Here is a 26428-nt window from a genome sequence, read left to right as displayed (position 1 = left end):
GTGATTAAACCGTATTATAGTAAGGATAAAAAAATGCTTACTTTGCGATAAAGAACAAACTTTTAGCTTTTTGTGCAGTTAAGCAGCAAACAAACGCATAAATCTAATTAGCCGTTGACAGCGTTATCACTGCTCGCTAAGATTCGCCCCGTTCAAACGATTCCTCTGTAGTTCAGTCGGTAGAACGGCGGACTGTTAATCCGTATGTCACTGGTTCGAGTCCAGTCAGAGGAGCCAAATTCAAAAGCCTGCTTAAGGAAACTTAAGCAGGCTTTTTTGCTTTGATCTTTTCTCTACACTTCGCCGGCTCATCCCCATAGCTTATCCGACAAAAATTATGCAACTCGCTATTTGCCTGTGGTGTTAACGGCGAACTTCTCAATACTTCAGTCGGAGAAACTGGCATTTCAAATGATTAGTTTTGATGACATGGCATGTTTAATAAATAAAATTGGCACCCAAGGCCTATCACCTTCTTCATAATAGGGTGCCCTATCAATGCCAACTAGGGAGCATAAAAGGTAAGATAACAATTACACAGCTCGCTATTCTGAACACCCTAGCACCTCGCGTTAAGTCTTTTCATCCGAAAAAGCCTGAAGATATGGATGAACTGGATATTTTGTCTAGTTAACTCATGTATGTCCCAGATACTTCGGTATATCATTGATATGAAAAATGGACTAATGACAGTCAGCGTCACTTACTGGCTTATACAGGTTGCTTCTATATATCGGCACACCTATCTGACTCAGTATATGACTTAGATGAACCAGACAGACGCTCTCATATCCTTTTGGTTATTGCCGTATGCATTCATCTTCAATCAAGTTTCTGCTCTCTAAATTATCAGTAATTTGGTATTTATTCGCCGTTTTGCTTACAAGATAAGCGAACAAGCAAAAAAGAACGATTTTGGCTTTACAGCCACAAATGAGATCGCTATTATTCGCCTCGTTCACACGATTCCTCTGTAGTTCAGTCGGTAGAACGGCGGACTGTTAATCCGTATGTCACTGGTTCGAGTCCAGTCAGAGGAGCCAAATTAGAAAAGCCTGCTTAAGGAAACTTAAGCAGGCTTTTTGCTTTCTATCAGTTTTGATAATCCACAGCGGTTTGGGTTCACGCCCAATATTTGTCCCGAGCATATGCGGTAGCAATAATGGGCACACCGTTGGCGCCATGGGTAAAGCATTTACCAAACGCCGTGCCTTGGATTTCCACCATGCACTGAGCAAACTAACACCACCAGATATGCCAAGAATGGCTCATTTGCCTGTTTTATCAGCAAACGCACCAACAGTGTGATAACAGGCTTTGACAACCCTTAAACGCCTCGCTAATATGCGCCTCGTTCACACGATTCCTCTGTAGTTCAGTCGGTAGAACGGCGGACTGTTAATCCGTATGTCACTGGTTCGAGTCCAGTCAGAGGAGCCAAATTCTAAAAAGCCTGCCTAGTGCAGGCTTTTTACTTTTCTGCCCTCCCCCCTCTTTTGCTCACTCAGCACTTGCAGCGAAAACCCCCGCAGTGGAAATCATTCAACAGCGCCAAATCTAGACGTCGTTTTCCGCTAGTGCCCTAAACTCAGCATTTCAGCGTCAGATGGAATACCAGATAAAGAATGACCTTTGAGCGCTAAAACGCGGCGACACGATGTTTAACTTGCTATAAAAACAGCATGTTGCTGATTTGATAAGCAAACGATTCTGAAGTTGGTTTTTAGACTTTACAAGGCACAACAAGCTCGCTATTATTCGCCTCGTTCAAACGATTCCTCTGTAGTTCAGTCGGTAGAACGGCGGACTGTTAATCCGTATGTCACTGGTTCGAGTCCAGTCAGAGGAGCCAAATTCTAAGAAGCCTGCCTAGTGCAGGCTTTTTGCTTTTATGCACGCACGACAATAGCGACGGGCTTCTATAAAGAGTCACAACGTTATTTGCTAGGGATTAATTCGGCAAAACAGAGTAAATCGCCGGAGAGTGGAGTACAGGCAGAGCAGAATGCCCTGCCCGTTGATATTACTTAGATTCGCCTTCGCCAAGCGCTTTAAGCTTCTTAGATAGCTCACGGCGCTCTTTAGACAGATCGGCATTCTTGATGATGTAGTCATCAACACGATCTTCATAGTTTCCGCGCATATCAGCAATAATCGCCTGAATCGCTTCAACACTCATACCTGGCTTGATGTACTCGCTCAGGTTGTCCAGCAGCAACACGCGCTTTTGGTTGTCACGGATTTTCTTCTCATTATCCACGATTTCACGCTGCAGCTTGTTTTTACGGCGGAACATACGCACAAATTCCAGAACGTTTTGGAAAGTCGGCTTATTCACATTTTCCATATTGATACCTTTGCTTAAGTAGAAAACTTCAAATCAGGCTGTGACTAACAAGATACCGTTTCACGGCTTCGAGGTATAGCCCCTCACTTTCTTTATATTACCCAGTTTAGCCGGTCGGCAATATGATAAAAACACATTGAATGGTGAATAAAGATGACCAAATGCTGCGTTTTTGCGCAAACGGTCTTTTTTAAAGCAAAAAAATCCGGGCAAGCCCGGATCTTTGATTTATGTTCAAAACTCAGAACATTAGTCTTGCAGCCACTCAGTGTGGAATACACCTTCTTTATCAGTACGCTTATAAGTATGCGCACCGAAGTAGTCGCGCTGCGCCTGAATCAGGTTGGCAGGCAGTACGGCTGAGCGGTAGCTATCGTAGTAAGAGATAGCCGCTGAGAAGGTTGGTGTTGGAATACCGTTTTGTACCGCGTAAGAGACGACGTCACGCAGCGCTTGCTGGTATTCATCGGCGATTTGCTTGAAGTACGGCGCCAACAGCAGGTTAGCGATCGAAGCATCTTGAGCGTAAGCATCGGTGATTTTCTGCAGGAACTGCGCGCGAATGATGCAGCCAGCGCGGAAAATCTTAGCGATTTCACCGTAGTTCAGATCCCACTTATATTCTTCCGACGCAGCGCGTAGCTGGGAGAAGCCCTGAGCATAAGAAACGATTTTGCCCAGATACAGCGCACGGCGTACTTTTTCAATGAACTCAGCTTTATCACCGCTGAATACCTGTGCTTTAGGTCCTGAAAGTACTTTAGATGCGGCAACACGCTGATCTTTCAAGGAAGAGATATAACGAGCGAAGACAGATTCAGTGATCAACGACAGTGGCTCGCCCAGATCTAGAGAACTCTGGCTGGTCCATTTACCGGTGCCTTTGTTAGCAGCTTCGTCCAGAATCACATCAACCAGATATTTACCGTCTTCATCTTTTTTAGTGAAGATATCTTTGGTGATGTCGATCAGGTAGCTATTCAGTTCACCTTTATTCCATTCGGTAAAGGTGCTGGCCAGATCGTCGTTAGACATATTCAGACCATGCTTCAGCAGAGAATAAGCTTCAGCAATCAGCTGCATATCGCCATATTCAATGCCGTTGTGAACCATTTTTACGTAGTGACCCGCACCATCGGAACCGATGTAGGTGACGCACGCTTCGCCATCTTCAGCAACCGCTGCAATCTTCTTGAGGATTGGGGCTACCAGCTCATAGGCATGCTTCTGACCGCCAGGCATGATGGATGGCCCTTTCAAAGCGCCCTCTTCACCACCGGATACGCCGGTACCGATAAAGTTGAAGCCTTCAGCCGACAATTCTCGGTTACGACGAATGGTGTCTTGGAAGAAAGTATTACCGCCATCGATCAGGATGTCGCCTTTTTCCAGATAAGGTTTCAGAGAGTCGATAGTCTTATCGGTAGCTTCACCAGCCTTCACCATCAACAGGATACGACGAGGCTTCTCAAGGGACTCAACAAACTCCTGCACCGTATAGAACGGCACCAAATTCTTGCCCGGGTTCTCAGCAACGACTTCGTCGGTCTTGTCCGTGGAACGGTTAAAGATGGATACGGTATAACCGCGGCTTTCGATGTTGAGCGCAAGGTTACGCCCCATCACTGCCATACCGACAACGCCGATCTGTTGTTTGGACATTGGAAACTCCTGTCTAAGGGATGATACCTGCGAGGACTCTCCTCACAGCACATGTGTGGCAGCTATGTTAACTCAGCTTGCTATTAATGGGATAGCGATTGATGCGATAGATGTTTCAAGCGTTCAGAAGGTGTACGCATACGTTTGCTAAAACTGTGAGTTTAAAATATAAAAAAAGCCCGCAAGCGGGCTTTTACAATTACGTTACCTAACTGGGCTAATTCTAAAGGATTAATCACCGCCGAACAGGTCACGGGTATACACTTTATCCGCAACATCGGCCAATTGCTCATCCATACGGTTAGAGATAATCACATCAGAACGCGCTTTAAACGCATCCAGATCGCGCATAACCTGCGAGTTAAAGAAAGTATCTTCTTCCATCACAGGTTCATAAATAACGACCTCTACACCTTTCGCTTTGATGCGCTTCATGATCCCTTGGATGGAGGAGGCTCGGAAGTTATCTGAACCACTTTTCATGATAAGGCGATAAATACCCACCGTCTTAGGATGATGCGATAACACGGACTCAGCGATAAAGTCCTTACGCGTACGGTTGGCATCCACAATGGCGCCGATAAGATTATTCGGCACTGACGAATAGTTAGCAAGCAATTGCTTAGTATCTTTCGGCAAGCAGTAGCCGCCGTAGCCAAACGATGGATTGTTGTAGTGATTACCGATACGAGGGTCTAAACATACGCCATCAATAATCTGACGCGTGTTTAAGCCAAGAGCTTCTGCATAGCTATCAAGCTCATTGAAGTACGCAACACGCATAGCCAAATAAGTGTTGGCAAACAGCTTGATTGCTTCAGCTTCAGTGGAGTCCGTAAAGAGAACCTTAATATCTTCTTTAATCGCGCCTTCAACCAGCAGCGCAGCAAATTTTTCTGCACGCTCAGAACGCTCACCAATCACAATACGGGAAGGATGAAGATTATCGTAAAGCGCGCGCCCTTCTCGCAAGAATTCTGGCGAGAAGAAGATATTTTCAACACCCAACTCTTCACGAATTTTCTGCGTATAGCCAACCGGTACCGTCGATTTGATCACCATTACCGCGTTAGGATTAATAGCCATCACGTCTTTAATCACAGACTCAACCGACGAGGTATTAAAGTAATTAGTTTTAGGGTCGTAATCGGTCGGAGTAGCAATAATGACAAAATCAGCACCTTGGTAAGCGTCTTCTTTGTCGATCGTTGCACGGAAATTAAGGGGTTTATTGGTCAGATAATTTTCTATCTCCAGATCGGAAATCGGTGATTTTTTCTGGTTCAACAGATTAACTTTTGACTCGAGAATATCTAATGCCACAACCTCGTGGTGCTGAGAAATCAAAATGCCATTAGAAAGCCCAACATAGCCTGTACCACTGATTGCTATTTTCATCTTTTCCTATACGACAGAGTAGAGAGATTGAATATACTCTACCCCGTTGTATAGGGTCGTGAACAGACGCCGATATCAATTCGTTACTAATTCACGAGGCTTTCTACAAGCTTGTTGAAAAAAGGTTTAACTAAAATATATATGTCACTACATTACTTCTTATGCAGGGATGTCTGCACTGTTTTTAACCAGTTTCTAAATTCTTTCCCCTGCGATGGGTGATTTAGTCCATATGCAACAAACGCCTCAGCATAACCAAGCTTCTCACCGCAGTTGTACGCCTTACCGACTAACCGATAAGCCTCAACAGGTAGATGTTGCAACATCGTTGCAATGGCATCAGAAAGCTGAATACGTTCCCACGCACCATAACCCGTGGTTTCAAGAATAGGCCATATTGAACCAGAGAGAACGTAGCGGCCTACTGCTGATAAATCAGAGTTATACATCTCTGCATTCTCAGGTTTTTCAACGATAGAGGTCATGCGCGCCGTTTGGCCTGGCTCTAGGACTTCATTATCACAATTAATAACGGAATACTCAGACAAGGCCTCGATAGGCGTTGACTGCACAAGAACCTGACTACGGCCAGTTTCTTTAAAGCGCTCAACCATAGCCGCTAGGTTCTCACTCGCAGCATCAAAAGTTGACTCATCGAGCAGAATATCTGGCAGCACTACAACGAATGGATTGTTGCCCACTAACGGTTTGGCACAGAGAATGGCATGCCCTAACCCCAGTTGCTTATGCTGACGCACGCTATTGATTGTGACACCTTTAGGGCAAATGGACTGCACTTCTGCCAATAACTGGCGCTTAACACGCGCTTCCAACAAAGCTTCAAGCTCATAAGAAGTATCGAAGTGGTTTTCGATAGCATTCTTGGATGAGTTAGTCACCAATACAATTTCTTTGATGCCAGCAGCAACACACTCGTTAACGATCTTCTGAATCAGAGGAATATCAACGATCGGCAGAAGTTCTTTCGGAATTGCTTTGGTCGCTGGCAGCATTTTCATACCAAGGCCAGCGACGGGGATGACAGCTTTTAGATTAGTCATTTTAGTGTTTTTCCAAGAATTCATGGCGTACTGTATTCGCAATTCCTTGTTCAAGAGTCACTGGAGCCTTGAAACCTGTTGCCGCAATATTGTTAGACTTGAATTGAGTGCGAGCACAGAATTTTTTAACTCGGATACTACTCACTGGGAATTCTTTTCCCGTGATCTTCGACAGTAGATCTAAACAATACCCTCCAGTAATACCAACCGCATATGGGATGCGAATATTATTCTTTTTTCGATGCAATGCCGTACAAATAACATCAGTCAGTTCATTCATTGTAAAATCAGGTTTATCTATGTAATTAAACACATGGCGACCAGACTCAAATGTTGTAGCAAAGTTTAAGAAGGCTGCAATATTTTCAACATAAGCCATAGATTTCTGATTATTACCAGCGCCAATCATTAAGAACTTACCTGAAGCAATTTGACGGAATAAATTGTAAACATTACCTCGATTGTTTTCACCAAATACAACGGTTGGTCGAATTGTTACTAATGTACGATCAGAATCCTTAGCTTGCCATGCATCATACACATGCTCTGCCTCAAGTTTTGACTTCCCATAGTCATTAAACGGATGAAACTCACCATCTTCACCAGTTTCTTTTTCAACAAATCCATACACTGCTACTGAGGATGTGAAAACGATATGTTCAATATCTAGCTGTTCAGCTGCAGCACAAACATTCTCTGCCCCCTTTACATTCACATCATAGTAACGGCTAATAGGGTGAACGTTATCTTTATGCTCAGCAGCCAAATTTATTATGCAAGTTGTGTCTCCTAATGCGTCTACCAAGCTAGTTTCTTTAGTCACATCACCATAACAATACGCATCAGGAAAAATCTCACTCTCTTTAATATCAATTATTTTAAATGAGACACCATGACAGCGAAGTAGAGAAGCAAGACGACTCCCAATAAAACCTGACCCACCGATTATAGCTAACATAACTACGTCCTATTTTTTCTTAAAAAAGAATACATATACTTCAAAATATATACTGGTAATATCCTTGGTAAGGATCTAGCAATAAAAATAATTATAGCATGAAATTTTCTATCAATACCTAAGTCTATTTTTAACTTTAAAAGCTTATATTCACTTTTAATATAATCTCTACCTTTACGCCGTGAAATCATAGCGTCACCAGCTCTAACATAAACCAACACATCTTCCAAGTTATGAGTTTGGTATCCATGGGCCAAAACTCTTAGCCAAAGATTATAGTCTTCCATATACTTGTGATCAATATAGCCACCTACTGATAAGATATCATCTTTCTTGAATGCGACCGACATATGATTAAATGGGTTTCTGGTTTTTGCATACTTAAGAATCGCATTGTGTTCCATAACTGAAAATTTTACACAGTGTGATATTGAAAAGTCCTCATTGAACTCTTCAACAGCGGAGCCAAGAAGGCTTATATTTGGATTCGAGCCCATATAATTAATTTGCTTATAAAACCTATCCGCGTCACATATGTCATCTGTATCCATTCTAACGATAACATCAGATTTGCAATACCGCATACCAATGTTGAGCGCAGAACCAAGTCCGACATTTTCAATTAAAGGGACTTCAGTTATATTTAGCTTATCGCGATAGTTAGCGATTAGCACCAATATATCTTCAGATACAGGGCCATCTAAAACAATGACAACCTCTGATGGTGCTAACGACTGTGCTGCAATACTAGCTAAACAGTCATCAAAACTATCTGCTTTTTCATTTTTATAAACCGACATAAGAACACTGAATCTAGGATATTTAGTCATGTGCAATCTCTTCTACGAAGAATAAATCCCAAATAGATTTAATATTTTGTAGGGGATTAATAGTTTTAAAAATCGACGATCAATTTTTTTACAGTTAAACAAAAATAGAATCATTTTATAGTAAGATATTCTATGTATTGTTTTAGCCACCGTGAAATCAAGGTAGAGTGCAAGCTTTTCATAATCTTCTCGACTACATTGGTCGATAAATTCCTTGCAGATATAATTTGCTGCGCTTATATGATTCGATACATGGTGACTCACATTAGAGTTCTTATTAGCTGATACTCGATACATTATTGTAGGAGCATTCAATATTGCAATAGAGTCTGACGAGTATTTTAAGCAAAATCTAATCCAATACTCATAATCCTCCATAGCTTTCAATTGAGGTTGAAAGCCTCCTAACTCAACAGCAAATTTCTTTCGTATAGATACAGAACTAGGGCCGCCAATAAAATTGCTAGAAAAAATATTCTTTTGTTTAACGGGCCCTGTTGTTCTTAATATTTTTTTATCATCAGAAAAAAATATGTTTTTCATAGAGACGCACAGACCGATATTTTCATTTTCGCAAAATATCTCACAATGAGATGCAACATGTTCTGATAGCCAGATATCATCATCATCAAGAAAAAACAAGATATCTCCTCTGGCTAGACTCATGCCTAAATTTCTTGCTGCTGCAGTCCCAAGGCTTATTTTATTATGAATATACTTCACATCGCCGAGAACATTTGTAGGCCGGCATGATCCATCATCAATGACTATAATTTCATCAACTCTCACCGTTTGTTTATAGATAGATTCTAGAGCTTGAAGTAAAAGTGACTCTCTATTTTTAGTTGTTATGATTACACTAATATTCACTTTAACGCTCTCCATGCTTTAGATATTATCCCCTTTAACCTACATATAAAATAATGTCTCAGAAGGCTACTATACTCACCGAAGTGAAAATTATACTTTCCTAATCTAATTGCGTGTAAAGTGAATAAAAATTTCATTTTTGTGTTTTTAGATAAGCACACCAAATTTATAAATATTTTAACAACTGAAAGGTTGAACTCTCTGATTAATGAATCACTTACCCCTTTTGGTACAGCTCTATATTTAAAACATTCAATAGAATACAATACATCTAACGATTCCCTCGCGCTTGTATTTTTTGTTATTCCCATAGGGTTAGAACGGTAATAAACAAGAGGAATATTAAGATCGATTAACTCTTTCGCCTTTAAGACTATAGACGGAATAGTTATAACATCTTCATATTTTTTTCCCTGTGGGAAAAGGGTGCCATCAAATAAGTTTCTTTTATAAATCCGCCTCCACGCATACCATGAGCCATCATTAATTTCATGTTTAATAATATCCTCACCGTAAAACCTCTTTAGGTAGAAGGAAGTATCTTTAAAGTTTGATTCATCTATATTAGATCTATCTCCCTTAAAAAAGGAATAATTATATCTAATAATATCAGCATTATTTTTATCCAGTAAAATGCTTAAAATTATTTTAAGGAATTTGCTATGAAGCAAATCATCTGAGTCAAGATACCCAATAAACTCGCCCCGTGCAACACTCAAACCTGTATTTCGAGCCGCGCTTAAACCTTGGTTCTCTTGAGTAAGATATATTATGTTTTTATTTTCCTCAACAGCAAGAATGTTCTCAATAATCTCACCCGAAGAATCAGTAGCGCCATCGTTGACAATAATTAGCTCAACCATATCATCAAACTCATTTTGAGAGATAACACTATATATAGAATCACGAACATAATCTTCAACATTATATACAGGCATTATTATAGATAGTATTTTTTTATCTCTCATAGAAAACAGCCTCATTATTTTTTCTCAAGCCGAATAGCATGCAAATCCAGATATAGTCGAAAAAGCCAAATAAAGCAAAAACATCAAAAAACATTCTTATAAATAAAATCATAATTAAAAAGAACAAAACGACATCTGTTCTAATTAAAAAAAACAATCGATAAATCATTATTGAAAAAAGTACTATAGCACAGATACCAAACCGACTTTGTAACATTATAAATGAGTTATGAGGGTTTCCATTAAATGCCATTATTGCCGGACTATAAAAAAAATCCCCTCCTAGAAAAAACCTACTAATATCCATATTTTCTATATATTGAGACCACATTTCAAATCTTGGGGTGTCAAATCCAGACGAGATGTTCGTTTTATCTAGCAATGATGTAAATTCATCTAAACCCAAAACCGCAAAAGAAACTAAAAGAATTAAAACTATCATCGTGCATAGTACAGCCCCCTTTAAAAAAGTCCCCTTGAAAAACTTAACGTATATTCCTAGAAGCAATACCGCGAAAGATAGAAATATACCGCTTCGTCCAAAAAGTAAAACTGAGCAAAACAAATCTAGTACAAGTGCACTCAAATATACTTTTTCTTTAAATAAATATGAGGAAAAAAATAAAAAAACAGACGTCATCAGTAAAACTGCAGATACAATATTACGGCTATTTCCCTCAAATATAGAGTTGTATAGATTTTCATTGACGGTGCCAAATTTATATAGACAATAAAACACAAAACCTAGGAAATACAGGTGAGAAAATAAAAATGAAAATATTGAAAAATTAACAACAACTCTTTTTTTTATTAAATGACATGACAATAAAAAACTCGCGAAAAATATAAATGAGTTGACAATTATTGCAAGTCGCTCGCTTTCCTTTGATGTAATTAATGCGCCAAAAAGAAAAAGAAAAAGAAAAAAAACAGCAGTCAATAGTTCATTTTTTTTTATCCCATCAACCAAAACAAGCACACTAGATAGCAACATGGCTACCATAAATACTCCAGGAAGAACACTACCGCCGAAAACGTAACATAAAAAGCCAATAACAAATATAGTAGAGTATAATATTAGCCATAGTTTTTCAGCTGCATAATTTTTACTTTTCTTAGCTAACAGAGACTTATCCATTGACATCAACCTTGTCAAAATCGAAAGTTTTAGAACCTTCAGAAATCGCGACATTCGTTAATCCCGCATATTTTTCTTTTAATAATCCAGATACAAACACAAAGCAATTTACTCTGTCCGTGTTTATATTTAAGATATTAAAATGGGCACTACTCACAAACCCATAAAGATTAATTTTTTGATATTCCATTAATAACTGAGATATAGTATCCTCAAAAATCAAATGCTTATTCAATGTATAATCATCAAATTCAGTTGATTTATCTCTAGGATGACAAATGTAAGTAACATTTTCAAGTGAGCGTACAAAAACCTTAATTTTTCTAGAAACCACAGAAAGTGGAGCATTTGGCTCAAGTATTTCTGGCAAGACGGAGCCAATAACTACATTACACACTTTTTCAATATTATTATCCAACGTAGTGCTGGCTATTTTTGATAAAATGTCTATATATTCGATATTATCAATAATGTTCTTTTTATTATTATATATAGTATAGTGCTTATATGATTTACTTATAATGTCCTGCAGGTAAAACTTACGACCCAAAATATAGTGCCCTAAGGATTTTAACCTTGATTGACTTTTGTCATTCTCGTAAAAAAAACTATTTTTGAATATATTAGCCGTACCATCATCATATGTATAAAGCTTATCAAAAGTAATAAAAGATAGTATATAATGAGCAACCCTATCATTTACACTAGCTAAATATACCTCATCGAAAATTTTATTTCTCAACAAAAATCGTAACTTCATCAATAAACCAAAACTGAATCTTTTATTTATTTCAATGCCATCTTTGCACATTTCCCTCAGCTTGGCGCAATAGAAATCAGTCTTCACAGTTTTATTATAATTATAATATATGAAAAAAGTATTTATTCCTTTTATTTTTGAGGATTCGATGAGCTTAGTTGCAATTAATATTTGGAGTGGAGTATAACAAATCAGCAAATTCATATAGTCGCCATTTTAATCATGTGTCGCCTAACAAAAAAAGATAGAATTAGAAGGCAGATCAAATTAGAAATTAGCATTGAAAGAGGAATATATTTCATTCCATGACCAGCCAATATAAATAATATCCCCAAGTACGCTAAGCTTGAAACACCAGTACTTATAGCAATGAGAGTTGTTTTATTGAAAAAAAACAAATAGTTTACTAAAACAAGATATGGGACTTGCAGGCCGAATCCAAACATAAAAATAGATACAAAGTACGAAAGCCCAACATATTTTGCACCAAAAACACAAGTAAAAAATGAATCGGGTAATAATAACGAGATCCCCCCAGGAATAGATCCAGCAATCAAAGATATCAAAACCCATTTGGAAATTTTATTCTTGCCATTACTATTCTTTAAATATTCAAAATAAAATGGCATCGATGCTTTATTCAATGCTGTAATAGCTACCAAGTATGCACTTGATATTTGTATCGATGCTGTATATTTAGCCAAATCGGGAAGTGAATATACATCAGCGATTACAAGCCGGTCTAATTGCCCTTTAGAGAATAAACTTAGCTGATGTAGAATTAACGGTAAGCCAAAGGCTGCTAAATATTTGATATTCCTCCACGCCAATCTATTATTAAAAACCCTAATAAGCTTTATTTTTTTATTAAAAATAATAGTGCATATGCACGCAGATGAACATATAAGCAAAGCAAGACACAACGCAAGAATTCTGATTTTTGCAGTATACTCGAAAAGATTAAAAAATAATACAGTAAAGCCTACTCCCATGATTGAAAATAATATTTGCTGCAAGCCGTACTCTAGGACTTTCTTTTGACATTGTTTAACAGATAGACTTATATTGAATACAGCTTGCAAATAAGCATATAACGTTGCCAATAACAGTAAATCGTTGTCAATAATTAAACTAACAAATATCGCGAATAAATTTAGCACGCTAATCAAAATAACACTAGCGTATAAAGTACTATTTATGCCATTTCTTCCATAGCGATAATAATATCTTATAACGCCACCTTCAAAACTCCAATTTATAGCAATGATAACTAAAGCTTGAAGTGCATTAATTAGTCCAATCCTACCAAACTCGTCCATGCTTAAAACTCGAGTCAGATATGGTAACATCATGAAAGGAACTAACTTTGCAAGCAGTTCACAGCTAAGATATACAACTGAGTGTGACAAAAGTTTCGAACTTAATTGCATTTTATACGCTCAGAAGATGTATATTATTCCAATAGGATGCCATTTTTATGCCATATGTACTTGCTAATTAAGTTTAAGATCGTAAAAATCCTTGACCCCTTCCCCAAAATTGGAGGAGAGGAAGATCTTTATAATATCCAAGGATTTTCTCATAGAATCTTTTTTATAATATGGATTATTATCGCTTTTTAAAATACATTCAAACTCTTTTTGCTGGCTAAGTTCAATAGCCTCTAATATTTTAGCTGTATCACAAGGCACATCTATTACACTTCTCCCTCTAACTCGTCCAGCCTGTCTGTTTCCAATATTAATCGTTGGGATTTTAAATGATGGAATCTCAATCAAACCAGATGATGAATTCCCAATCAGACCCTTGGAATATTTATTTAAAGCTAAGTAATCTTCAACTGTTACAGAAACCAAATATTTGGATGAATATTTTTCACAAAAATCCAGAGTTCTTTTAGTTATTTTATCTGAACCGGTATCTGAGTTAGAACCTATAAAAATAAAATCATATTTATGAGTATAGTTTGCCAGTGCCGTAAGTAAATTATCGAATTGTAGTTCGGGAGCTTGATCTGACAATGTTTCTGGATGATAAACTACCATGAAGTATGGTTTTGTCATTTCTCCAAATCTTTTGATAAGCTCTGACTTATTGGGTAACGACATAGACAGCGCATTCTCTGCTCCCATCGCACCAACGTAAAATACAGTACTTGGTTTTTCACCTAATTGTATGATTCGTTGCCTATAAATTTCAGTCGAAGCTAAGTGGAGCTTACTCATCTTTGTGATCGAGTGTCTGATGAATTCATCATAGTTACCCAGTGTTTTCTCTCCCCCATGTATATGAATTATTGGCAAATTATTCATAGCTGCCGCGATTGCAACGGAAAAAATTTCGTAGCGGTCTCCAAGTAGGATTACTGCATCAAATTTATTCTTTTCAAAAAACTTGCCAAACTCTAGCTGACATATTGACATAGACTTTAAGATAGCTGCGTTATTTTCTGTATTAATATCAATTGGTATTAGTCTGCTAATCGAAAGCCCATCTTTTTCAATTATTTTATAAGTTTCTCCATATTTTTTTTCACAGTGCATTCCTGTAGCAACTATTGTTAAATCAATTCCTGATTCTTTATCTAGAGCCAGTAACAGATTTTTCATTATGCCATACTCAGCCCTTGAACCAGTCACATAGACAATTTTTTTCATTTAGAGTACCTTCGATAGCATTATTTCTAATTTTTCGTATGCAGATCTTGTAAAGTGTAGTCCATCAGTAGTATATTCTTTACTCAGATTACCAAACTCATCGGTTAACCCTGTCGTTATATCAATGAACTTAATATCCTCTCTAAGATTCTGTTGCAGGTAAACGTTTAAATCCTCAATCAAAGAATTGTCACGATCCATCCGCCCCCTAACTTTAGGTACAGATAATAAAAATATTCTAGTTTTACTATTTATTTTATTTATGATATCAGCTGTTTGTTCAATCCAATCTAACGTATTTTCCCTGCTCCAACCCTCAATAACAATATCATTTGTCCCACAAAATAAAACTACATCGTCACCAAGCTTTGATATATAATTCTTTTTTAGTATATAATCTAGGTACTCATGTGTATTAATTCCTGCAATACCTAAGTTGTTTATCCTCTTATTATTTATTTTTTTTATATCCCAATAGTCAAAAATTGAGTGCCCCATAAAAGTTATCGGGTAGCACTTATTCATCTCCCCCCTTTTCTCCTCAATTCTATTCACTATTTGCAAGTTAAGATTTTTTTTTGTATTTTTCTTATTCGCAATTGTTATAGCTAGCAAAAAATCTGTTTCATCATCTATATCAACAGAATCTCGCTTAGTCATAAAATAAGCTTTGCTATTTGGCCCAAAAAAATGCTGTTGTTTTAAGTATGAGTCAGTATAGCCAACAAAAATGGCTCCATTTGGGTAAAACTCCTGATGTTTCTGTCTTCTATAGCTAGAGTAATCTAGGTCAAAATTTTTTAGAGTTTGGTCTTTATCAATTTCTTTGATCAAATATGATGATTTAAAACTTTCTGCTACCGACACTAAATAATCGCAATTCTTGCTATTTTCGAAGAGCGATGCAGCTTCTTTAATATGCTTCGAATCGCGAAATGGAGATGTCGGCTGTAAAAGCATAAAATAATCTGGTTTCTTATCTAATCTTGATATCACATCTGCAATAACCATATACGACGTCGCAGTATCAGAAGAAAGCTCTGGACTTCTTAGTAAAACCTCGGCACCGTATTCCTCTGATATTTTTTTGTATTCAAGTGAATCAGTAGAAACAATAACCTTATCGAATAAATTAGACTCAATAGCAGCCAAAATTGTATATGCAATTAAAGGTCGATCGATTAAGGTCAAGATGTTTTTATTTGGAAGCCCTTTAGATCCTGAACGCGCTGGTATAATTGCTACTTTATTATTACAAACCATGCATCATACCTCCTGAGGCGGAAAATCTTTATGTTGTATTAATTCATCGACAGCAAAATTTTGTGATGCCCTCTGACCGATTAATTCATACCAATGCATAGGACTTATACCATTTCCAGGCCTCTTGACAGCAAGGTTCTCAGCCGAAAGAATATCTCCTTTCTTTATCTCTCTTTTAGCTACTATTGATTTTCTCGCAACAATTTTATTTTTCCGCTCAGATACAGTAACCTTTTTGCAACTATCTCCTAAGGATTTTTCTACAGCTCTAATGCCTTGACACAATAGGCGTAATTCATCTGGAGTTACCGAAGCTTTATGGTCTGGACCAGGTAAGTTTTTATCTAATGTAAAGTGTTTTTCTATAAAACTAATTCCATATGGAACAGAGGCTATTCCCGCAAAATATCCTACTGAATGATCTGAGAATCCAATGTTGTAACCTTCAAATATATTTTTAAATGAATTAATGACATTTAAATTCACATCCTCATAAGGTGTAGGGTATTCCGTGTTGCAGTGTAATATTGTAATGTCATTTTTTTTCATTCCATTTTTTTCTAGCACAGATAAAGACATCAATATTTCATCAATAGTAGACATTCCTGTGGATAATACTATTTTTTTATTTTTAATTGGTAAGCATGCTATTTTTTCAAGATATGGAAGATTGAGTATTTCTCCTGACGGTATTTTCCACATTGTTTGACCTCTACTCGCTAGAAAATCGACTGAATCTAGGTCAAATGGCGTTGAAAATACATCCAACCCTAAGTCGCGGGCATATTTTTCTAAATTAATATAGTCATCATATGGCAATTCAAGCTTCTTCGTCATCTCTAGTTGAGAATCATTATTCCCAGTTGTTTGAATTTGGTACTCGGCTTTGGGTGCAAATTTTGAAATAAGAAGTTCTGCTTTAAAGGTTTGAAACTTGACAGCATCTACTCCCGCGTTTTTTGCCTCCTCAACCATTTTTTTAGCAATATCAAAACTACCGTTGTGATTGCATCCAATCTCAGCAACTATATATATTTGTTTCATTGTTTATCTTACCTTAATCAATTTTGTAGGTGATCCTGCGACTACTATATTGTTTGAAATATTCCTGATAACGACAGAACCAGAACCAATAATAGCTCCACTGCCTATTTCTAACTGGCCATTTACCACAGTGCAGCTTCCTATAAACGACTTATCTCCGACTCGGACATCACCGTTCAGGACCACGTTAGTTGATATATTTGTGCAGAAACCTATTCTATTTCCGTGCTCAACCAGTGCCCTTGTATTAATAACAACACCATTTTCAATGATGCTATCGCAATTAACAATGGCCATTTTTCCTATATAAATACAAATACCAAGCTTTGCTCGCTTAGATATGATAGCTGTTGCATCAAAAACATTAATCATATCTAAATGATACGAATCTAATAGTTCGAACCACATAGCTCTTATATCAGGATCACCGATCGCAATAAAATATGAATACTTATCAGCACACTCTATGCTTTCAATACTATTGGCTAAAATACTTAGGCCTTGATGCATCCCTGTTTTATATGAATCAATGAAACCGACCAATTCATAAAGACCATAGTCTAGGCTATCAATGACTGATTTTGCAAATCCGCCGGCCCCTATAATTATTAATTTTTTTTTCATCAAATCACCATCGATATAGTTTTATTACATGGAGTTAAACTTATGACTTACATGGTAATCAGCTAGGAAATGTTGAGTTGCAACTATATTCAATATCAAATCCACCCACGCTACCGCCCTTGGCTCATCAGCTACCAATGCACTGTTCAAACTTGCGGCGATGTGGCCCCTGTCGAGGGGTGCAGGGAGGGTACACCTCTGTGGAGAGCGCCTACCTCGGATGATTCTTAATCTAACTCCATTTTAAGAACTTTCCCTGCGTTCACTATTTCTGACGTTTTCAACTGCGGGCTAATTCTCATACTTCTAGCGGCCTGATACAAGGATAAATACGCACAAAAAGCTTAGCTGTTTTAGAAACGTGCAAATTAACATACAAATTGGAGTTTTTGCTGTCTATCCATAGTTTTCACTTATCCATAGCATGCTTATACTTGAATTCATCGGCTTAACCACCGATCATTCCTCTGGAATAACCGTAATAACTTAAAAGGTATAGCAAAGCATATGGAATGGATCGCTGATCCGACTATTTGGGCGGGGCTGGCAACACTGGTCGTGCTCGAGATTGTTCTAGGTATTGATAACCTTGTTTTTATTGCCATTTTGGCTGAAAAACTCCCGCGTCACCAACGTGATAAAGCACGTGTTGTGGGGCTATTACTGGCGTTAGTGATGCGCCTGATTCTGCTGGCATCTATTTCCTGGCTAGCCACCCTGACGAAACCCATCCTTACCCTTGTCGATCATTCTTTCAGTGCGCGTGATTTGATCATGCTCACCGGTGGGATATTCCTCCTATTTAAGGCTACCGTTGAGCTTAATGAACGGCTCGAGGGTAAAGACCATGAAAATCATAATCAGCGCAAGGGAGCCAAGTTTTGGCCAGTCGTCATTCAGATAGTGGTTCTGGATGCGGTATTCTCTCTCGACTCCGTGATTACGGCTGTCGGTATGGTAGATCACCTTGCGGTAATGATGGCCGCCGTCTGTATCGCCATTAGCCTGATGCTGCTGGCTAGCAAGCCATTGACCAATTTTGTTAATGCGCATCCCACCATTATCATTCTCTGCCTCAGCTTCCTGCTGATGATTGGCTTTAGTTTGGTCGCCGAAGGCTTCGGTTACCTCATTCCGAAAGGCTATTTGTACGCCGCTATCGGTTTCTCGGTAATTATCGAAATATTGAATCAGCTTTCTCAATACAATCGGCGCCGCTTCCTCTCCTCTTCTCGCCCGCTTCGTGAGCGTACCGCTGAGGCCGTGCTGCGTTTGTTGAGTGGCAAGCATGAAGAAGCACAGCTTGATGCCAATACCTCGAGCTTAATTGCCGATAATCGTGGGGAAGCCGATCTGTTTATTCCACAAGAACGCATGATGATTGAACGCGTACTGGGCATGGCGCAACGCACTGTCAGCAGCATCATGACATCTCGCCATGATGTGGAGCAGTTAGACCTCAACGACCCGAAAAGTAAGCTCGACGAACTGTTGCAGAAAAATCTACATACTCGCATCGTTGTGACCGACGACGATGCTGCCGATGAGCCACTGGGCGTTATTCACGTTATTGATCTCTTGAAACAACAGCTACAAGGCGAAGAGCTTGATCTGAGGTCGTTGGTTAAGCAACCGCTGATTTTCCCAGAAGGCGTATCGTTACTGATGGCGTTGGAACAATTCCGGCAAGCGCAAACTCACTTTGCCTTTGTGGTTGATGAGTTCGGGTCTGTTGAGGGCGTTGTGACGCTGACGGACGTGATGGAGACGATCGCTGGTAACCTCCCTGTCGCTGGCGAAGACATTGACCCTCGCCATGATATTCAGCAAAACGAAGATGGCACATGGACAGCAAACGGCTATATGCCGTTGGAAGATTTGGTTCTCTATATACCGCTGCCAATCGATGAAAAGCGTGAATATCACACTTTGGCAGGCTTATTGATGGAGTATTTGCAACGCATTCCAAACGTGGGCGAGCAAATTAGAATCGGTGATTACATGTTTGAACCACTCGAAATTATTAGCCACCGGATTCTGAAAATAAAAATAACACCGCTGGCGGTGCCTGAAGATGACTATGAAGTCTGATTAAGCGTCAATAATCAAAATGTTATTATGAAAAAAGCGGGCCGAGCCCGCTTTTCTATACATACAATACGCTGTGATTGTTACAAATGAACCGGAACTAAAATTTCGGTAGCAACAATAACAACAACCAATCCGACCAACACCGGAACAGAAGTACGTTTAACGACTTCGAATGGAGATATTTTTGCCATCCCCGCGACAGCCACAACCACACCAGACACCGGTGACAGTGTGCGGCCAAGGTTGGAAGCTTGCAGCATAGGAATAGTCAGATAGGCTGGGTTAACGCCCATCTGAGCTGAAAGCTTAGGAATAAGCTCCACAAACGCGTAAAAAGGCGCGTTACCCGACCCTGTCGTCATTGCAGCCAACATGGTGATGACCACCAGCACCATCATCATCACGATACCACCGGTGCCAAACGACTGAGCCAGATCGATCAGGCTGCTAATAAAACCGACCGTGCTGAGTCCTTGCGCAAATACCCCCGCGGCGACCAATAACATCACAACGCTAGCAAAAGCATCCGCCATACCACGATAGGCAACTTCTAACCCAACAAATACTTTCTGCGCATCAAAACCACGTAAGAATTCAATAATAGCCGCGGCCAGCATACAGATGACCAGAACAGTAATAATATGCAGTTCAGGCCCCCACTTACCATCAAAGATCAGAACACCAATGATTGGCGTAAAAGGCAATAATGCATAAAAACTTGGCGCATTGGTTTTAATCTCGCTGACGTCTAACATTTCATGCGAGACGTTTTCTTTTTTATCTAAATAGCGCTGCCAGAAAAAGTGCGCGATGGCCATACAGATGATGGCAGCAATAGAAATCGGCAGCGTGGTTTTAAAAGCAAAATCAATTAATGGCATTTCAGATGCTTTCGCAGCCAGCACTACGTCGCCAGAGGTCGGTGCAAGAATAATTGCCGCTGGAGATGCACAAATCGCAGCAGCGGCGCCGCGGCTGATACCGACGTTAACCATCACTGGGAATAGCGTTGCCATCAGCAATACGCCCAGTCCAGTTGCAGAGGAAACGGCCAGTGACATCAGGCAAGCAACAAAATATGCCGCGATCATCAGCAAATAGGGAGAGTTAATATATTGCAGCGGACGCGATGCGAGTTTCACCACCATATCGTTTGCACCGATGTGGGTCATATAAGCGGCAAAACCACACAACATCATAATCATCATGCCCAAATCGCCACCACGGCTCATCAGCAGCACTTTGATGTATTCCACAATATCGGTGGCACTGAGCCCCGTCGATTTGGCACTGGCCGGTAATACCTGATGTCCCATTAATGCACTAATGATAAGTAGCAAAATACCGCCTACCATCAATACACCAGTAGCCGAATAGCCCTTGATGATGTACCGTCCAACCCCTGTCGCAACGAGTACACCAATTAACAACTCAATCATATAAAAGCCTCTATAGGTATTGCTTTAAATAAGTTCTCTGCGGAACTTGAATAGCGTTGCGATGAAAAAAAGAACGAATTCACCATCACTAGCCAATAAACCCAGCAAACAGTCGAACTTTGCCGAAAAAGGCAGACGATTTTACTGACTTCGGTCAACGATTACCCGTGTTTGTTTATGCCGTGATAAGTTTGTGATTTGCCGCTTAATTCAGTCTTTCTCGATTGCAATTTAACGAAATTCTGGAAGCAATAAAAAAGCCGTAGCACTCAGGCTACGGCTTCGAAGAATTGCTTTGCAAAAGAATTAGAGTTTATTCAACAACCGCTCTACATCCTTCTTATCTTTTGTGTCTTTGTCCTGATGCTTACTCAGCCAATTATTGAGTGCATCTTTGGCTTTTTGTTGCAGTTGATCGCGTAAGACTTTATCTGCATCAAGTGAATAACTCAGTTGCTGCCATGGGCCATAAATCCGCAAAGGAATAACCGCATTCTGTAACGCTTTAACCACGCTATCTTTGCCATTCCATCCTTCAAGCACCCGCACATTCAAGTTCATGTCACAGCTCTGGTTTTCTAGATTGACCAATCCTGAGCCACCAACGGTCAAAATCTCTGAGCTGCCAAAGAACCGAGTGATTCGCAAAATGCCATTGCGTAATACCGTGTCGGCTTTGAGTTCCTGTACCTTGGTATAATCAGAATAACTGTCTTTACCCGAGACATCCGAATGATTCCGGATCACCGCTTGTTGAATTAATTGCTGAATATTCATGCCCTGAAGTCGAGCATTAGCCAATGAAATATGCGCATGGCCATCCCAATTTTGCATCACATCAACCAGAGTCATACCCGTTCCGTTAAATTTGCCGGTCAGCGTTAAATCCCCGACCAGCGCATCGGGTTGGCTGAAAGCATGAAGAACAGGTTCTAAGGTAATATTTTCTATCTGCGGCGTTAAACTAACCTGAGCGGGTTGGTTGTCCACCACTGCCAACGTGCCTTGTGCCTGAAACGTTCCTTTGCCCAGACGGCCGCTGATATTCTGTAATGTGGCGTTGCCCTGCTCATTTTGTGCCGCCAAAGAGAAGTCAGCGAGTTTTAAGCCATGATAAATCACTTCGTTAGCCTGAATTTTTAACTCAGCAGTGAAGTCACGTAAAAATGCCATCTCCCCAACCTGGGCAGTAGATTCTGGGTTGGATGTGACCGGAGAACGCAGCGTTGCCTGTTCAGCGGTATTGGCAGAACCATCAGCACCTTCGGTAGGTGGTGTCCAGCCAAACAGGTTATCAAGATTAAGCGCTGCCGACTGCAAATCCACTTTGTAAGCCGATGTGCCATTTTCCTGCATTGCGCCTTGAATGCGCCCCTGCAACTGGCTTTGGTTGGCTGTCACCAGCAAGTTTGAAATATCAATTTGCTGCGGCTGTTGTTGGTAGCTGACCGTTGCACTCCCCGTCCCAGCAATTCCGCTGGTAGGCAATCCAACCCCGCTCAGTTGATAATCAAAGTTAGAAACCACGGCGCTATAGCGCTGAGGGTAGCTGCTTAAATCAACGTTCGCGGCAAGCTTGAAGTTAAGATCACGCTGGTTACGGTTGATCCGACTCGATAACTCAATACTGGCCTGACGTGCACTATCCTGATCGATCGATAAATTAATATCACGCATATTAATCTGGTCATCTTTATCCTGCTGCCAGATCAATAAGCTATCTCGTACCTGAACTTTTTTGATGTTCAGTTTCCATGCGACATCGCTGGACAGTTCGCGTGAGCCCGATGGCGCAATCGGGGAGTTCTCTGGTTTCTGAGCGTCGCTACCCGGCGTTAAACGAATAACGGCGCCTTTTAGCATCACCTGCTTCACATCAAGCTGATGAGAGAGAAGAGGCCAAAGGCCGACGTCTAACCGCATATTTTCGGCACTAATAACCGGCTGTGCCGCTCCGGGCGCCGTCAACGACATTCGTCCGGATAAAATGCTAAGACGAGGCCAAACATGCCAACGTAGCGAACCATCTAACTGCAATTCGTAGCCCGTGCGCTGCTGTACTTCTTTCGTCATATAACTACGGAAGTCATTGGGATTAACCAGCAACACCAGCGCGGTCATTCCAACAGCCAGCACAACCAGCAGAATTACAATGGTCGTTAAAAATCGTCTCATGCCATCCTCTATCTAAAGACAAGCGGTATACGAGCTCGATGTCATAACCGTCAACGCTATCGCTAGGCAGCTAAACACCAAGGACATCAACAAGCATCAATCTTTATCAATACGACTCGCCACAGCGCCCTGCTGATCACGATATTTTGCATCTTGGCGGCTATTATATGGACGCGCTGCTGGCCCAGATAGTGGTTCAAAGCTAAGTGCACCGATTGGCATGCCAGGACGAAGCGCCAGCGGCAGCTTACCCGAGTTGTAAAACTCTAGCACAATGCACCCCTGCCAGCCGGGGTCGATACGGTGTGCCGTAACATGCACCATCAGCCCTAAACGCGCCAGCGAAGAGCGTCCATCCAGCCAGCCAACTAAGTTATCAGGCAAGGTTACTGATTCTAGGGTCACCGCAAGCGCAAGTTCACCGGGATGCAGGAAGAAAGCGTCTTCTTCACCAAGAATGATCTCATCGCTCATCACGCGTTCTAATGCTTCAGCCACTTCAGCCTTGGGCCCACTGAGATCGATGTAGGGTGCGGTATGCCCACGGAAAACACGAAACTTATTCCCTAAACGCACATCAACGGTAGCACCGTTAATACGGTCTACTGGCGGACGAGGTGAAATAGTGAGTTTTCCCGCGTCTAGCCAAGCTTCAATATCGCGGTCACAAAGTCTCATGGTTTTCTCTCCGTTACGGGCAAAGCAGCAATGGCTGCAAACTATGGCACATACTACCTTATGACACTTAGTTTCTGAAATGCCTCACATGATTTGTCGATAAACTTTTCACTTATTGGTTTTATTTCACCCAACTGTTGGCATTTCAGAGACTAACAATCGTCCTATACAGCCCTAAGACGGGCTTTTTCAGAATAATTAATTCGTAGGCTATGCGACTCACGCTTTGCGTCTATTGCTTCATAGCGATTCTGAAACACGCGTTGAAATAGATGAAAGTAAATTATTATGACTGAAATGATATTTACGATGGGAAAAACCGAGGTATTGTTGCGTCAATCAACGTTGACTTTATTTTTGGCGTGAAATGAGCCGCGTATTGGCATAAAAAAAGGCCGAGTCATCGGCCTTAATATTTTCCGTTCAAAAATGCTTTATTTAAAGAACTGACTAATTTTCGCTTTCAGAATATCGATTGCAATGCGGTTTTTACCCCCACGCGGCACGATAATATCTGCATACTGTTTAGAGGGTTCAATAAACTGTAGGAACATCGGACGCACTGTTTTCTGATATTGTGCCATCACCGAATCCATGGAACGGCCACGTTCATTCACATCGCGTCGGATACGACGCATCAAGCAGATATCCAGCGGGGTATCAACGAAAATAGAAAAATTGAGCTCATTGCGTAAGCGAGCATCGGTCAACAGCAAAATCCCTTCTAGAATGATAACTTTCTTCGGTTCTAGATGGATGGTCTCTTGTTTGCGGGTGTGTTCTACGTAGCTATACTGCGGAAGTTCGACGGCTTTACCTGCTTTTAGCATCTGCAAATGCTGAAACAGCAGGCTATGATCCATCGCGCTTGGATGGTCGTAGTTGGTTTTAACACGCTCTTCCATCGTCAGATCGGTCTGGTCTTTATAGTAACAATCTTCCGGGATCACACCGATGTGCTCCTCACCCACTTGTTCACGCAATTCACGATAAAGTGTGCTGGCGATCAAACTTTTGCCTGAGGCAGATGCGCCCGTGATGCCAATAATGACGCACTGATGGGAGTTGTCAGTCATATAATTTTTAAGACCTGGTGTTAAATGTTCGACGGGGGGCTAAGCAGAGACAGCTCACCGCTGCTTGCTTGGGACGCGGCAATTATAGGGAGTTACGCGGATTGATACCAGAATTTTGCAGGTTTTAATCGGTGAAATTACGGGCATCCAGTTTAATGCCCGCATTATACCCGCCATTCGGCGCTAAATAATACTACGGTGAATTACAACGCGCGGAAGGCGATTTCTGTCGGGATAGATTCGCCCTGCCAGTATAGCTGCGCTGCAACGTTCGCCGCCAACTGACGATAAATATGCGCAAATTCACTGTCTGGACGACATGCCATCGTCGGTTCACCGCGATCCAAATCTTCACGCAGTGAAATATGCAACGGTAACTGGCCCAACAGACGGATCTTGTATTTTTCCGCCAGTTTCTCAGCACCACCGGTGCCAAAGATAGGTTCATGGAAACCACAGTTACTGCATACGTGAATGCTCATGTTTTCCACCACACCCAGCACTGGCACATGGACTTTCTCGAACATCACGATGCCTTTCATCGCATCCAATAGGGCAATATCTTGCGGAGTCGTCACTACCACGGCGCCTGTTACTGGAATGTTCTGCGCCAGCGTTAGCTGAATGTCGCCGGTACCCGGAGGCATATCCAAGACCAAATAATCCAAATCAGGCCACAGTGTATCCTGTAGCAACTGCAGCAACGCTTTGCTGGCCATGGGACCGCGCCAAACCATTGCATTATCGTCAGTGACCAAATAGCCAATCGAGTTGGTCGCCAAGCCATGCGCCATAATAGGCGCCATGTGTTGACCATCTGGCGACGTTGGGCGCTCATTTGGCGTTCCCAGCATCATCGGGATCGATGGGCCATAGATATCCGCATCGAGAATACCGACTTTAGCGCCTTCGGCGGCGAGCGCCAGCGCCAAATTCACCGCGGTGCTTGATTTGCCAACACCACCTTTACCAGAGCTCACAGCAATAATGTTACGTACACCTTTCACGCCAGCCTGGTCGTTGGCACGTTTTAAGGTGGCGATATTATGCGCCAAACGCCATTCAATCGCCTTCGCTCCGCTCACACGCAGCAGTTCAGCGCTTGTGGCATCTTTCAGCGCAGCAAAACCGCTTTGCCACGCAAAAGGCATCAGCAGTTCGATGTGTAAAGTATTGTCCAGCAGAGCACAATGGTGCAACGCCTTGAGCGCACTCAGCGGATGATTAAGTGTTGGATGGGTAAAGGCCGCGAGAATTTCGCCGACCTGCGTCCGCAGTGCTTCGGGAGTGGACGTTTCATGGGATTTATTGCTCATCCCGGCTCCTTGTGTCATTCATTTTTTATCTTCAGAGGGTGCTGCGAAGCGTCTTTATCTTTGTTCGCTTACA

At 40.9% G+C, this 26428-nt stretch carries 21 protein-coding genes and 4 tRNA genes; 5 read left to right on the top strand and 20 right to left on the bottom strand.

Annotated features, from left to right (window positions below; genetic code table 11):
* The first annotated feature begins 161 nt into the window (after positions 1-161).
* The 4 genes from M988_RS07475 (at position 162) to M988_RS07460 (ending at position 1852) form a co-directional block, all read left to right on the top strand.
* A tRNA-Asn gene (locus tag M988_RS07475) sits at positions 162-237 on the top strand.
* 730 nt (positions 238-967) lie between these two features.
* A tRNA-Asn gene (locus M988_RS07470) sits at positions 968-1043 on the top strand.
* A 321-nt stretch (positions 1044-1364) separates the two neighbouring features.
* Positions 1365-1440, top strand: a tRNA-Asn gene (locus M988_RS07465).
* A gap of 336 nt (positions 1441-1776) precedes the next feature.
* Positions 1777-1852: transfer RNA gene (locus M988_RS07460), tRNA-Asn, on the top strand.
* A gap of 171 nt (positions 1853-2023) precedes the next feature.
* Here M988_RS07460 and tmaR read toward each other — a convergent pair.
* The 15 genes from tmaR to M988_RS07385 form a co-directional block, all read right to left on the bottom strand.
* A complete protein-coding gene (tmaR, locus tag M988_RS07455; protein WP_004089583.1) occupies positions 2024-2347 on the bottom strand; it encodes a PTS system regulator TmaR in 324 nt (107 codons plus the stop codon).
* Positions 2348-2596: 249 nt separating this feature from the next.
* Complete coding sequence (gndA, locus tag M988_RS07450; RefSeq protein WP_039186182.1) at positions 2597-4009, bottom strand: NADP-dependent phosphogluconate dehydrogenase; 1413 nt, start codon at positions 4007-4009, stop codon at positions 2597-2599.
* 231 nt (positions 4010-4240) lie between these two features.
* Positions 4241-5407, bottom strand: coding sequence for a nucleotide sugar dehydrogenase (locus M988_RS07445; protein WP_064573517.1), 1167 nt, complete (start codon positions 5405-5407; stop codon positions 4241-4243).
* 152 nt (positions 5408-5559) lie between these two features.
* Complete coding sequence (locus M988_RS07440; RefSeq protein ID WP_064573531.1) at positions 5560-6468, bottom strand: sugar phosphate nucleotidyltransferase; 909 nt, start codon at positions 6466-6468, stop codon at positions 5560-5562.
* 1 nt (position 6469) lies between these two features.
* Positions 6470-7426 (bottom strand): NAD-dependent epimerase/dehydratase family protein, encoded by a 957-nt coding sequence (locus M988_RS07435; protein WP_064573516.1) that lies wholly within the window; start codon positions 7424-7426, stop codon positions 6470-6472.
* A 2-nt stretch (positions 7427-7428) separates the two neighbouring features.
* The gene (locus M988_RS07430; protein ID WP_064573514.1) at positions 7429-8256 is read right to left on the bottom strand and encodes a glycosyltransferase; all 828 of its coding nucleotides are present in this window, start codon (positions 8254-8256) and stop codon (positions 7429-7431) included.
* 12 nt (positions 8257-8268) lie between these two features.
* Positions 8269-9126, bottom strand: a complete 858-nt coding sequence (locus tag M988_RS07425; protein ID WP_169817470.1) for a glycosyltransferase family 2 protein — start codon at positions 9124-9126, stop codon at positions 8269-8271.
* Entirely contained in the window at positions 9123-10094 is a 972-nt protein-coding gene (locus tag M988_RS07420; RefSeq protein WP_064573512.1) for a glycosyltransferase family 2 protein, read from the bottom strand. Before M988_RS07420 ends, M988_RS07425 begins: the two co-directional genes overlap by 4 nt.
* Complete coding sequence (locus tag M988_RS07415) at positions 10084-11232, bottom strand: hypothetical protein (protein ID WP_064573511.1); 1149 nt, start codon at positions 11230-11232, stop codon at positions 10084-10086. Before M988_RS07415 ends, M988_RS07420 begins: the two co-directional genes overlap by 11 nt.
* Positions 11225-12196 carry a glycosyltransferase family 52 gene (locus M988_RS07410; RefSeq protein ID WP_064573508.1) on the bottom strand — a complete coding sequence of 324 codons (972 nt, stop codon included), beginning with the start codon at positions 12194-12196 and terminating at the stop codon, positions 11225-11227. The genes M988_RS07415 and M988_RS07410 overlap by 8 nt, the downstream gene beginning before the upstream one ends.
* Positions 12193-13422: a lipopolysaccharide biosynthesis protein gene (locus M988_RS07405; RefSeq protein WP_064573504.1), complete on the bottom strand. Its 1230-nt coding sequence runs from the start codon at positions 13420-13422 to the stop codon at positions 12193-12195. Before M988_RS07405 ends, M988_RS07410 begins: the two co-directional genes overlap by 4 nt.
* Before the next feature lie 63 nt (positions 13423-13485).
* Positions 13486-14649 carry a UDP-N-acetylglucosamine 2-epimerase gene (neuC, locus tag M988_RS07400; protein WP_064573503.1) on the bottom strand — a complete coding sequence of 388 codons (1164 nt, stop codon included), beginning with the start codon at positions 14647-14649 and terminating at the stop codon, positions 13486-13488.
* Positions 14650-15912, bottom strand: a complete 1263-nt coding sequence (locus M988_RS07395; RefSeq protein WP_064573502.1) for a cytidylyltransferase domain-containing protein — start codon at positions 15910-15912, stop codon at positions 14650-14652.
* A 3-nt stretch (positions 15913-15915) separates the two neighbouring features.
* On the bottom strand, positions 15916-16956 hold the full coding sequence (gene neuB / locus M988_RS07390) for an N-acetylneuraminate synthase (RefSeq protein WP_064573500.1): 1041 nt from the start codon (positions 16954-16956) through the stop codon (positions 15916-15918).
* A gap of 3 nt (positions 16957-16959) precedes the next feature.
* Entirely contained in the window at positions 16960-17580 is a 621-nt protein-coding gene (locus M988_RS07385; RefSeq protein WP_064573498.1) for a NeuD/PglB/VioB family sugar acetyltransferase, read from the bottom strand.
* Between the two features lie 507 nt (positions 17581-18087).
* Between M988_RS07385 and M988_RS07380 the strand changes: the two genes are divergently transcribed.
* Positions 18088-19671: a TerC family protein gene (locus tag M988_RS07380; RefSeq protein ID WP_039187586.1), complete on the top strand. Its 1584-nt coding sequence runs from the start codon at positions 18088-18090 to the stop codon at positions 19669-19671.
* An 80-nt stretch (positions 19672-19751) separates the two neighbouring features.
* On the opposite strand, the gene dcuC is transcribed toward M988_RS07380, so the two are convergent.
* From dcuC to apbC, 5 genes are all read right to left on the bottom strand, one after another.
* On the bottom strand, positions 19752-21110 hold the full coding sequence (dcuC, locus tag M988_RS07375) for an anaerobic C4-dicarboxylate transporter DcuC (RefSeq protein ID WP_008813906.1): 1359 nt from the start codon (positions 21108-21110) through the stop codon (positions 19752-19754).
* Between the two features lie 306 nt (positions 21111-21416).
* On the bottom strand, positions 21417-23285 hold the full coding sequence (asmA, locus tag M988_RS07370; RefSeq protein WP_064573495.1) for an outer membrane assembly protein AsmA: 1869 nt from the start codon (positions 23283-23285) through the stop codon (positions 21417-21419).
* Positions 23286-23381: 96 nt separating this feature from the next.
* Positions 23382-23963, bottom strand: coding sequence for a dCTP deaminase (gene dcd, locus M988_RS07365; RefSeq protein ID WP_008813908.1), 582 nt, complete (start codon positions 23961-23963; stop codon positions 23382-23384).
* 434 nt (positions 23964-24397) lie between these two features.
* Entirely contained in the window at positions 24398-25039 is a 642-nt protein-coding gene (udk, locus tag M988_RS07360; protein WP_004089611.1) for a uridine kinase, read from the bottom strand.
* 203 nt (positions 25040-25242) lie between these two features.
* Positions 25243-26355, bottom strand: coding sequence for an iron-sulfur cluster carrier protein ApbC (apbC, locus tag M988_RS07355; RefSeq protein WP_008813909.1), 1113 nt, complete (start codon positions 26353-26355; stop codon positions 25243-25245).
* Positions 26356-26428 lie beyond the last annotated feature (73 nt).

This window comes from Hafnia paralvei ATCC 29927 (assembly GCF_001655005.1).
Lineage (GTDB): Bacteria > Pseudomonadota > Gammaproteobacteria > Enterobacterales > Enterobacteriaceae > Hafnia > Hafnia paralvei.
Note: the sequence above shows the minus strand (reverse complement) of the source record. Positions and strands in the feature narration are given on the sequence as shown.